Source organism: Streptomyces sp. IBSBF 3136, assembly GCF_036815105.1.
Classification (GTDB): domain Bacteria; phylum Actinomycetota; class Actinomycetes; order Streptomycetales; family Streptomycetaceae; genus Streptomyces.
In genome coordinates, this window is sequence record NZ_JAJSZC010000267.1 from 1 (window position 1) to 9,698 (window position 9,698).

Consider the following 9,698-nt stretch of genomic DNA (forward strand, 5'->3'; position numbering starts at 1 on the left):
CGCCACCACCACGTCCCACGCCCCCGCACGTGCCACTCCCGTCGCTCCGTACCCGCGCCCCCGGCCGTGGCCCATCCTGCCCCGGACCGGCCTGCGCCATCCGGGGAATCCGTACGGCCGTCCGAAACTTCGACCCCGTCGGCGACCGTGTCAGTGGCGCCTACCCCACCCGACGGGAGGCGGCAACCCGAGGGCGCGCGGGGCAGCCGGCCGGACAACACAAAACCCCGACCGCGAGGGCGGCCGGGGTCTGATCGAAATCTGGATCGGTACTCACGAACCCGTGGGCACGGAGTCAGTCGCCTCCGTCCACAGGTCCTGCTCGGCGCGATCCGCCTGGATCTGGCGGTACACGAGGAGCCCGCCGATGGCGGCCAGTGCGACCAGGAGCAGCTTCTTCACCGCGCGACCTCGTCTTTCCTTGACGTAGGGGACCTCTGGCGCCCGACTATACACACCGACCGATATCGATCGGTGACCTGCGTGGGGCCCCAACTCCCGCCCCCGCCAGCGCAATAGCCCAGGTCGGCGACGGTTGCGGCCGGAGGGTGAGCGCGCCCGCACGGACCGTTACTTTCTCCCCCTTCGCTCGTCCTCACCTGCTTTTGCGGCTTTTCTGACCGCCCTGCACCCATCCGAGTGGTGTTCATCGGAACATCGCCGCGCCGTGGGCGTCGGTCCCACACTTCGCGACCCCCATACACATCATGAACAAAGTACGCAAATCGCCCAACCTGAAAGTGAGGGGTCATGACCGGGAACAACAAGGTCGTGCAGCTGTGGACCGCCATCGTCACCGCCTTCCTCGCGCTGTGCACGGCGCTCGGACTCGTCACCGCGACCACCGCGGCCGCCCGGACCGAGGCCCCGGCCGGCGGCGCCGGCACCAGCGCCGAGACGCAGACGACCCCGACGATCCCGGTGATGAACCACTGGGCCTGGTCCCATGGCAGGGCCCTTCCCCCCACGATGAAGCAGCGCATTCGGGCCGAGGCCCACGGAAAGTCCCCCAGCTGCCGGCACCGCCCCCTCGACGAGACCGAGGCGGAGACGGACGCGGCCCCCCAGACCACCGCACAGCTCGACTGCTGAGCAGAGCGCAGCACGCAGGACCGCGGCCGTTTCGACAGCACGGGCGACTTGCGTACGCACCAGTCGACACGGACAGACCCCCGGCCGGGAACGGCCGGGGGTCTCGCGCTTTCTCCGGACCCCGACGAACCCCCGACACCGCGACCACCGCGACGAACCACCCGGCGATCCCTCGGTCCTCGCCCCCCTGCGGGGGTCATAGCCTGGCCGGGTGCGCATCACCGTAGTCACCGCCGTCCACGCACCGTCCGCGCGCTTCCTGCCGGAGGCCCACAAGTCGCTGTGCGAGCAGTGGCTCCCGGACGGCTGGGAGTGGCGCTGGGTGATCCAGGAGGACGGCCGCACGGACGAGGTCCGGCCCTACGTCCCGGACGACGAGCGGGTCGGCTTCCGTCAGGGCCGGCCAGGCGGCCCCGGCATCACCCGCACCCTCGCGCTGGCGCACGCCGACGGGGAGTACGTGAAGGTCCTGGACGCCGACGACCAGCTCACCCCCGGCGCCCTCGCCCGCGACCTGGCCGCGCTGGAGGCCGACCGCACGCTCGGCTGGGCGACCTGCCGGGTCCTCGACCTGCTGCCCGACGGCTCCACGGCCGGTTTCCCCGGCGACCCGGCCGAAGGACCGGTCGAGCGCGGATCCGTCCTGCGCCGCTGGAAGGAGAACGGGTTCCGCGCGCCGGTGCACCCCGCGACCCTCTTCGTCCGCCGAGACCTGCTGACCGCGCTGGGCGGCTGGATGGCACTGCCCGCCTCCGAGGACACCGGCCTGCTCCTCGCCCTGGACGCGGTCTCCCGCGGCTGGTTCTCCGCCGAACCCGGGCTGCTGTACCGCAAGTGGGAAGGGCAGATGACCGGGCAGGCCCCGCACGTCGACCCGGTGGAGCGGGACGCCCGGATGGCCGTGGCCGAGGCCAGGGCACGGGCGCTGGCGGACTTCGCCTGGGCCTGCCCCGCCCGAGCGGGACGGGAGGAAGGTCCTCAACTCCCCTGACGCGCGGCGGTCATTCGGTGAGCACGATGGCCTGCGACGGGCACTTCTCCACCGCCTCGCGCACCTGTGGATCGTCCCCGCTGTCCGCCCGCCCGGGCCTGACCACGCCGTACCCGTCCTCGAAGGCGAACACGGACGGGGCCCGGTGCGCGCACTCGGCGGAGCCGTAGCACACGCCCCGGTCGACGGTGACCTTCATACGTCCTCCAGCCGTACGTGACCCCGGCCTCCCCCGCGGGCGGCCCGCCGGTCGGTACACCGGCTTCCAGGACGTCACTGCCCGGTGCGCCGCGCGGTCAACCGGGTTCGCCGGCCGCTCGGCGGCCGGCCGCGGCGGCGGACAGCCAGTGGGCGACCCGGCGGGCCGTGGGCTCGTCGAGCCGGTCGACCAGCGCCTGTAGCGCCGACTCGTCCTCGGGGGAGAGGTCGTACAGACCCGCCCTGCTCAGCCCGGCCATGAGCACCTGATGCCGGCGGTCCGCCATGCGCTCGGCCAGCTTGACGGGCTCGTCGGCGCGCTCGCCCGGCTTCCGGGCGCGCTCCGGGGACGGGTCGGCCGCCGGGATTTCCGCAGTGGCCGGAACACCCGGGGCGGCCGGGGTCTCGAAGTGATGCCAGGTGCCGTCCCGGGGGCCCCACAGGGCGACCGTCACCTCGTCGCCGCGCGCGCGTACCGTCTGCGCCATGTCCCCGACCGCGTACAGCACGGGGGCCCGGTCGGGGGACTCGGCCGCCACCCGCCAGGAGCCGTCCGACGGCCGGTGGAACATCGCGACCCAGCGCGGGGCACCGGGAGGTCGCGGGCACTCGGGACGCTTCACCATGGCACTCACCCCTTCGGGAACGACCGGCGCGCAGACCATAACTGACGTGTCGTCAGATCTCCAGCCCGGTCGTCAAGGGCGCTCGGGGACGGCCTCCGGGCGGTTGCTGGTGCGGCCTTCGGACCGTGCCCGTTTCGCGCACGCTTCTGGTCTCCTCACGACCGGCGTGGCACCCTGCCCGCGCCCGGTCCCGGACCCCGCCGGACCGGTGTCCTGCGCCCGAGGGAGACCGAAGATGAGCGGACGCGAAGAGGTCCGGGCAGGAACCGCCGTGCCGGCGGCGGAGCTGAGAAGGTCGCACGCCGCACGGGCGCGCAGCGCCTACGACCGCGCCGTCGCCACCTGCCGTCACTGCGGGATCGCCCAGGACGCGGCCCAGTTGGTGCCGACGAGCCCCGTCGGCCGGGCCGCGGGCGCGTTGCGGCTGGCGTCCGGTTCGCTCGACGCACTGGCCGACAGCGCGCCCGATCCGGCGGCGGACGCCCGCTGCGCCCGGAACGCGGCCGCGGCGGCGGCCCTGGCGGCCCAGGTGGCCGCGGCACGCGAGGGCACCGGCGCCTCGCCGGCCCTCCGGGCCGCGCTGACCGCCTCCCGGGCGGCCGCCGCAGCGGCGGGCGGAACGGCCCCGGGCCGGGACACCGCCCTGAACACCAGCGCCGACGAGGCCGAACGCGGCGCCGTCGCCGCCGCTCGGGCGGCAGGGTGGATGGACTAGCGCTCGGGGGCCGGCGCCGCGGATCTCCCGGCACGCGCCCGCGGAAGCTCGCCCACCCGCACAAGTACATCCGCCCGTGCCCGGCACACGCGTGTCCGCCGGACGGGTCCCGGGACCCGTCCGGCGGATGCGCGGGCCGCCCTGCGGACGGCGGGACCGCCCGCGCGCTCCGGTGTCCGCACGGCGCGCCCGCACCAGCCCGTCCGGCACCGGTCCCTCCCCTCGTGGGGACCGGTACCGGACGGAGCGGGTGACGTCGATCCGCGCTTCGTCGGCGTGGCCGGCGCGAATCGGGTCCGGGGAGTGCGGCGTCCGTGCTGTCTTGTGGTTTCCGGGGCCGTGGGGGCCTCGGAACCTTCAGGGCCGTGGCGGCCGTGGGGGGCCTGGCCCTGGGATCTCCGGGGCCGTGGGGACCTCGGATCGGGCGGGACTTCGGGATCGTGCGGACTCGGGGTCGTGGGGTTGTCGGCACTTCGGGCGCCTCCCGGACGAAGTTGACCGAGAACGTTCGGCGCCCTGGGCGGTATCCGGCGCGGATGGGCCCGGTGGCCTGTCCGGACGGTGTGTGATGGACCGGCTACCGGGTCGTGATCCTGCCATTTGTCGTCCCCGGCGAGGAGGTTCCGGTCTCCGGTCCAGGACTTCGCCGCAGGTCAGCCGTATAGGGTGAGTTTTCCGGTCCGGACGTCCAGACGCGGGGGGAGTAAGGGGTGGGGCCTTGGGTTCCGACTCAGGGGCACGCACGGCCTTCGCGGAGCGCCTCGCGCTGCTCTACAAGGAGGCCGGCAATCCTCCCCTGAAGAGCGTGTCGGAGTCGGTCGTCCGGCTGCAGCGGGTGGACGAGCGCGGACGTCCCGTACGGGTGTCGGCCCAGCGCATCAGCGACTGGCGGCGGGCGAAGAACGTCCCGGCCCAGTTCGCCGCCCTCGCGGCCGTTCTGCACATCCTGATCCCCGAGGCCCGCAGGGCGCGGCCCGCTCCCGTCTCCGCCGGCCTGTACGACCTGACGCAGTGGCAGCGCCTGTGGGAGCAGGCCCTGGCCGGCCCGGCCGGCGACCGCCCGGCGGCGCCCGCGGAGGACGACCGGCGGGCGACGGACGCGGCCCCGCCCGTCGCCGGTGGTGTGTGCCCCTACCGGGGCCTGGCGCCCTATCGCCAGGAGGACGCCCGGTGGTTCTTCGGGCGGGAGCGGAGCACGGAGGCCCTGGTGGCCCAGTTGCGGGCCGCCGAGAAGACGGGCGGCCTGATCATGCTCGTCGGCGCCTCGGGCGCGGGGAAGTCGTCGTTGCTGAACGCCGGTCTGGTGCCCGCGGTGCGGGGCGGGGCCCTTGAGGACGGCCTGCCGGGGGCCGGCGGGGAGCGGCCGGGCGCCGTGCTCCAGCTCGTGCCCGGTGCCGATCCGCTCGGCGAGCTGACCCGCCGCATCCCGGAGCTCGCCGCACCGGCCGCCGCCGCCCGCCGGGCCGAGGAGGAGGCCGTGCACCACCCCGCCGCACCGGGCTCCGACGCACCCCGCTTCGCCCAGGCGGTACGGGAGGCGGTCACGGCCTGGGCGCACCGGGAGACGTCCCCGCACGCGCACCACCGCCTGCGGGACGACGCGATACCGGACCGAGAACCGGAAGGGGCACCGGAAGCGAGCCCGGGGCCCGAGCGGGACCCCGACTCGAACCCGCACCCGCACCCGCACACGACCCCGGAGTCCGCCCCTCGTCCGTCCCCGGAGCCGGACCCCGGCCCGGACCCTCGGCATCCGGCTCCGCACCCGGACGCCGGTTCCCCCGCCACCCGCCCGGTGATCATCGTCGACCAGTTCGAGGAGACGTTCACCCTCTGCTCCGACGAGCCCGGCCGCCGTACCTTCCTCCAGTTCCTGCGCGCCGCCTGCACCCCGGCCGCCGACTCGGCCGCTCCCGCCCCCGTCCTCGTGGTCCTCGGCGTCCGCGCCGACTTCTACGAGCAGTGCCTCGGCTACCCGGAACTGGCCGACGCCCTCCAGCACCGGCACATGGTCCTCGGCCCGCTGACCACCGCCGAGCTGCGCGACGCGGTGACCGGACCCGCCAAGGCCGTCGGCCTCGAACTGGAACCGGGGCTCGCCGAGCTGATCGTGCGCGAGGTGAGCGCCGACGGCCCGCGCGGAGCGCACGACGCCGGAGTGCTGCCGCTCCTCTCCCACGCCCTGCTCGCCACCTGGCAGCGCCGCAAGGCGGGCCGGCTGACGCTCGCCGGCTACCGCGCCGCGGGCGGCATCCAGGGCGCGGTGGCGGCGACCGCCGAGCGCGCCTGGTCCAGCCTCGACCCGGCCGCCCGCTCGGCCGCCCGGCTGCTCCTGCTGCGGCTGGTCCGGCTGGGCGAGGACACCCAGGCCACACGCCGCCGCGGCAGCCGGCGCCAGCTCGCGCAGGAGTCGGCCGATCCCGGCAAGACGGAGGAGTCGCTCGAGGCGCTGGTGCGCGCCCGGCTGGTGACGCTCGACGCGGAGACCGTGGAGATCACCCACGAGGCACTGCTGCACGCCTGGCCGCGGCTGCGCCACTGGATCGACGAGGACCGCGGCGACCACCTGCTGCGCCAGCGTCTGGAGGAGGACGGCCGCGCCTGGGAGGCCTCGAACCGGGACAGCTCGCTGCTCTACCGCGGCTCCCGGCTCGAACAGGCCCGCACCTGGGCGAAGTCCGCCGGGAACACCTATCTCACGCGCGGCGCGGTACGGTTCCTGGCCGCCTCGGTCCGGCTGCGCAGGCGGACCGTCCTGATCAGCCGGGCCGCCGTGGCCGCCCTCGTCGTGCTCGCGGTGCTCGCCGCGGGATCGGCGGTGGTGGCGTGGCAGCAGCGGGACGACGCCGTGTTCGAGCAGGTGCTGGCCGAGGCGGACCGCGTGCAGCACACGGATCCGTCGCTGGCTGCGCAGCTCGACCTGGTGGCCCACCGGCTGCGGCCCGGCGACGAGGGGACGTTCAGCAGGCTGATCTCGATCGTGAACGCGCCCCTGGCCACCCCCCTGCTCGGCCACACCGGCGCCGTCTACCTCACCTCCTTCAGCCCCGACGGCAAGACCCTGGCCACGGCCAGCTACGACCGGACCGTCCGTCTGTGGAACGTCGCCGACCGCGGCCGGCCGAAACCCCTGGGCAAGCCCCTGACCGGCCACACCAGCTGGGTGAGCAGCGCGGTCTTCAGCCCGGACGGCCACACCCTGGGCAGCGCCGGCGACGACGGCGCGATCCGGCTGTGGGACGTGCGCGACCCCGCCCACCCCACGCCGCTGGGGCGACCGCTCACCGGCCACACCGGCACGATCTACCTGGTCGCCTTCAGCCCGGACGGCCGCACCCTCGCCTCCGCGAGCGAGGACCGCACCGTACGCCTGTGGAACGTGGCCGACCCGCGCCGGCCCGAGCCGCTCGGCAAGCTCGGCGGCCACACGGCCGCGGTGCGCTGCGTGGCGTTCAGCCCCGACGGGCGCACGCTCGCCGCGGGCAGCGACGACGACACGATCCGGCTGTGGAACACGGCCGACCCGCGCCACCCCCGGCCCCTGCCGAGGGTGCTGACCGGCCACACGGACATCGTCCACTCGGTCGCCTTCAGCCCCGACGGCCGCACCCTGGCCAGCGGCAGCGCCGACGACACGATCCGGCTGTGGAACGTCGCCGACCCGGCGCGCGCCGAACCCCTCGGCTCGCCGCTCACCGGACACACCGGCCCCATCTGGTCGGTGGCCTTCAGCCCCGACGGCGGCCGGCTCGCCGCCGCCAGCGCGGACAGCACCGCCAGCCTGTGGAGCGTCACCGACCCGGCGTCCCCCTCGCAGGTGGGCGAGCCGCTCGCGGGCAGCAGCGGCGAGATGTACGCCCTGGGGTTCAGTCCCGACGGCCGCACCCTGGCCACCGGCAGCGGGGACAGCAAGGTCCGCCTCTGGTCGGTCCCGACGCAGGACATGGTCGGCCGCAGCGGGGCGTTCCGGCCGGACGGCAAGGTGCTGGCAACGGCCGCGCGCGACGGCAGGGTCCGGCTGTACGACGTGGCCGCGCCCGGCCGGCCCGTGTCCCTGGGCAGGCCGTTCATGGCGGCGGACGGCTACCAGCGGTCGATGACGTTCTCCCCGGACGGCCACACCCTGGCCGTGCGGACCGGGCACGGGTCGCTGCACCTGTGGAACGTCCGCGACCCGGCCCATCCGGTCCCGGCCGGGGCGCCGCTGACCCTGCACACCCGTTTCGCGGGCCCCGACTCGCTGGCCTACAGCCCCGACGGACGCACCCTGGCCACCGCCTACGACGACCGCACCGTCCAATTGTGGAACGTCAGCGACCCCGCCCGCACCGTCCCGCTCGGCAAGCCGCTCACCGGCCACCGGGGCTTCGTCGACTCCCTCGCCTTCAGCCCGGACGGGCGCACGCTCGCCAGCGGCAGCGCGGACAGCACCATCCGGCTGTGGGACGTCTCCGACCCCGGCCACGCCACCCGGACCGGCCCCGCGCTCACCCAGCACACCGGCCCGGTCAACGCGCTCGCCTACAGCCCCGACGGCCACACCCTGGCCGGCGGCAGCGACGACGACACCGTACGGCTCTGGGACGTCACCGATCCGGGCGCGCCGACGGTGCTGGGCGCACCGCTCACCGGCCACACGGAGGCGGTCACGTCACTGACGTTCAGCGAGTCGGGCAACACGCTGGCGAGCGGCGGCAACGACAACACGGTCCGGCTGTGGGACGTGACCCGGCCCGACTCGGCCACCCCCATCGGCCAGTCGATGAGCCCCTACGCCAAGACCGGCAACTTCCTGTCCTTCAGCCCCGGCAGCCATGTGCTCGGGGTGTCCAGCGGCGCCGACACGGTGCGCCTGTGGCGCCTGGACGCCGACACGGCGATCCGGCACATCTGCTCGGTCACCAGGGGGGTCCTGACCCCCCGGAGATGGCACGAGTACCTTCCCCGCCTGTCGTACGACCCGCCGTGCCCCCGCTGACCGGCCAAGATCGGCCAACTACCGCGACCAACAAGCCGGTTGGCTCCCTCAGCCCGCACAACCTTGTTACCCTTGGCCATAGCCCGATCGCTGGTGCATCCCCCGTCGCCAGCGGTCGGGCCTTCGCGTACGCCGTGAACGGGACACGGCGTACGCCGCCTCCCGTCCCGGCACGTCCGTCAGGCCGTCGGCCCGCGGGCGTCAGCCGGCCGCGTGCGAGTGCGGGTGCGGGCGCTCGCCGTGCGGCACCGCGCGGTGGTCCTCGTCCCGGACGAGCAGTGCGAGGAGCGAGGCCACCGTGAGCCCCTGACCGGCCTCGGTCGGGTGACGCAGGATCCTGGCGGGGTCGATCTCGTACGTGTTGCCGCGGCCCTGGCGGGTGTGCGAGAGGTAACCGGCCTGCTCCAGGTCGGCGATGATCTTCTGCACGGCGCGCTCGGTGAGACGGCAGCGGGCTGCGATGTCCCGGACGCGCGCGCTCTGGTTGTCCGCGATGGCCGCGAGGACACGGGCGTGGTTCGTCAGGAACGTCCATCCGCTGTGGGACTCCGGCACCTCATCCATGCCCTGAGTCTACTGAAAGGAATTGCACGTATCCAAAAGCACGTACAAGAGTTCGTGTATATATTGACGTACGTTCCCTCCGTGAGGGAACGTGGAGGCGGATCACGGCGAGCGCATCGGGAGTGAGCCATGCAGCACCTTTCCCACCGGGCACCGTCGCCCACGGCGCCGGCCCTCCCCTGCCAGAGCGGACACGCCGTCGCGAAGCCGCTCCCCCCTGGCCAGACGGTCACGTCGTACGCGACGAGCGGTGACCGGGTGCGGGTCACCGTGCGCGGTGAACTCGACCTCATCTCGGGCAACCGGCTTCGAGCCCCCCTCGGCGAGGCGCTCGCCGCCTCCGCCGGCGGCCTCGACCTGGACCTGAGCGGGCTCACCTTCTGCGACTGCGCCGGCCTCACCGTCCTCATGGAACTCCGCCGACGGGCCCTGAGCCGGGGCAAGACCATCACCATCCAGCGCACCAGCCCCACCATCGACAGACTGCTCCGCCTCCTCGGAGCACAGGACCTCTTCGCACCCCCACACCCCCAC

Annotated in this window: 9 protein-coding genes; 5 read left to right on the plus strand and 4 right to left on the minus strand. The window is 74.4% G+C overall.

Translation table 11 applies throughout. The features are described from left to right. Positions 1-273: 273 nt before the first annotated feature. Positions 274-402 carry a DLW-39 family protein gene (locus V7E45_RS35445; RefSeq protein WP_003999697.1) on the minus strand — a complete coding sequence of 43 codons (129 nt, stop codon included), beginning with the start codon at positions 400-402 and terminating at the stop codon, positions 274-276. A 348-nt stretch (positions 403-750) separates the two neighbouring features. On the opposite strand from V7E45_RS35445, the gene V7E45_RS35450 reads away from it, so the two are divergent. Both V7E45_RS35450 and V7E45_RS35455 read left to right on the plus strand, forming a co-directional pair. After that, on the plus strand, positions 751-1,092 hold the full coding sequence (locus V7E45_RS35450) for a DUF6344 domain-containing protein (protein ID WP_333778378.1): 342 nt from the start codon (positions 751-753) through the stop codon (positions 1,090-1,092). A 211-nt stretch (positions 1,093-1,303) separates the two neighbouring features. After that, positions 1,304-2,083, plus strand: a complete 780-nt coding sequence (locus V7E45_RS35455) for a glycosyltransferase family 2 protein (RefSeq protein ID WP_333778379.1) — start codon at positions 1,304-1,306, stop codon at positions 2,081-2,083. Between the two features lie 10 nt (positions 2,084-2,093). Here the strand turns inward: V7E45_RS35455 and V7E45_RS35460 are convergent, their stop codons facing one another. Together V7E45_RS35460 and V7E45_RS35465 are read right to left on the minus strand one after the other, a co-directional pair. Beyond that, positions 2,094-2,282 carry a ferredoxin gene (locus tag V7E45_RS35460; RefSeq protein ID WP_333778381.1) on the minus strand — a complete coding sequence of 63 codons (189 nt, stop codon included), beginning with the start codon at positions 2,280-2,282 and terminating at the stop codon, positions 2,094-2,096. A 97-nt stretch (positions 2,283-2,379) separates the two neighbouring features. Beyond that, positions 2,380-2,907: a hypothetical protein gene (locus V7E45_RS35465; protein WP_333778382.1), complete on the minus strand. Its 528-nt coding sequence runs from the start codon at positions 2,905-2,907 to the stop codon at positions 2,380-2,382. Between the two features lie 235 nt (positions 2,908-3,142). Here V7E45_RS35465 and V7E45_RS35470 point away from each other — a divergent pair, with 235 nt between their 5' ends. Both V7E45_RS35470 and V7E45_RS35475 read left to right on the plus strand, forming a co-directional pair. Beyond that, positions 3,143-3,622, plus strand: a complete 480-nt coding sequence (locus tag V7E45_RS35470) for a hypothetical protein (RefSeq protein ID WP_333778383.1) — start codon at positions 3,143-3,145, stop codon at positions 3,620-3,622. A gap of 718 nt (positions 3,623-4,340) precedes the next feature. After that, positions 4,341-8,600, plus strand: a complete 4,260-nt coding sequence (locus V7E45_RS35475; RefSeq protein WP_333778384.1) for an nSTAND1 domain-containing NTPase — start codon at positions 4,341-4,343, stop codon at positions 8,598-8,600. A 201-nt stretch (positions 8,601-8,801) separates the two neighbouring features. Here the strand turns inward: V7E45_RS35475 and V7E45_RS35480 are convergent, their stop codons facing one another. Further along, the gene (locus V7E45_RS35480) at positions 8,802-9,164 is read right to left on the minus strand and encodes a helix-turn-helix transcriptional regulator (protein WP_333778385.1); all 363 of its coding nucleotides are present in this window, start codon (positions 9,162-9,164) and stop codon (positions 8,802-8,804) included. Between the two features lie 129 nt (positions 9,165-9,293). Here V7E45_RS35480 and V7E45_RS35485 point away from each other — a divergent pair. Continuing rightward, on the plus strand, positions 9,294-9,698 hold a 405-nt coding region (locus V7E45_RS35485), incomplete at its 3' end, for an STAS domain-containing protein (RefSeq protein ID WP_333778386.1).

Bases quoted from the DNA above. Each gene is read 5' to 3' on its own strand.
- V7E45_RS35450 (WP_333778378.1), top strand. From the start codon at position 751: ATGACCGGGAACAACAAGGTCGTGCAGCTGTGGACCGCCATCGTCACC.
- V7E45_RS35480 (WP_333778385.1), bottom strand. From the start codon at position 9,164: ATGGATGAGGTGCCGGAGTCCCACAGCGGATGGACGTTCCTGACGAAC.
- V7E45_RS35460 (WP_333778381.1), bottom strand. From the start codon at position 2,282: ATGAAGGTCACCGTCGACCGGGGCGTGTGCTACGGCTCCGCCGAGTGC.
- V7E45_RS35465 (WP_333778382.1), bottom strand. From the start codon at position 2,907: ATGGTGAAGCGTCCCGAGTGCCCGCGACCTCCCGGTGCCCCGCGCTGG.
- V7E45_RS35470 (WP_333778383.1), top strand. From the start codon at position 3,143: ATGAGCGGACGCGAAGAGGTCCGGGCAGGAACCGCCGTGCCGGCGGCG.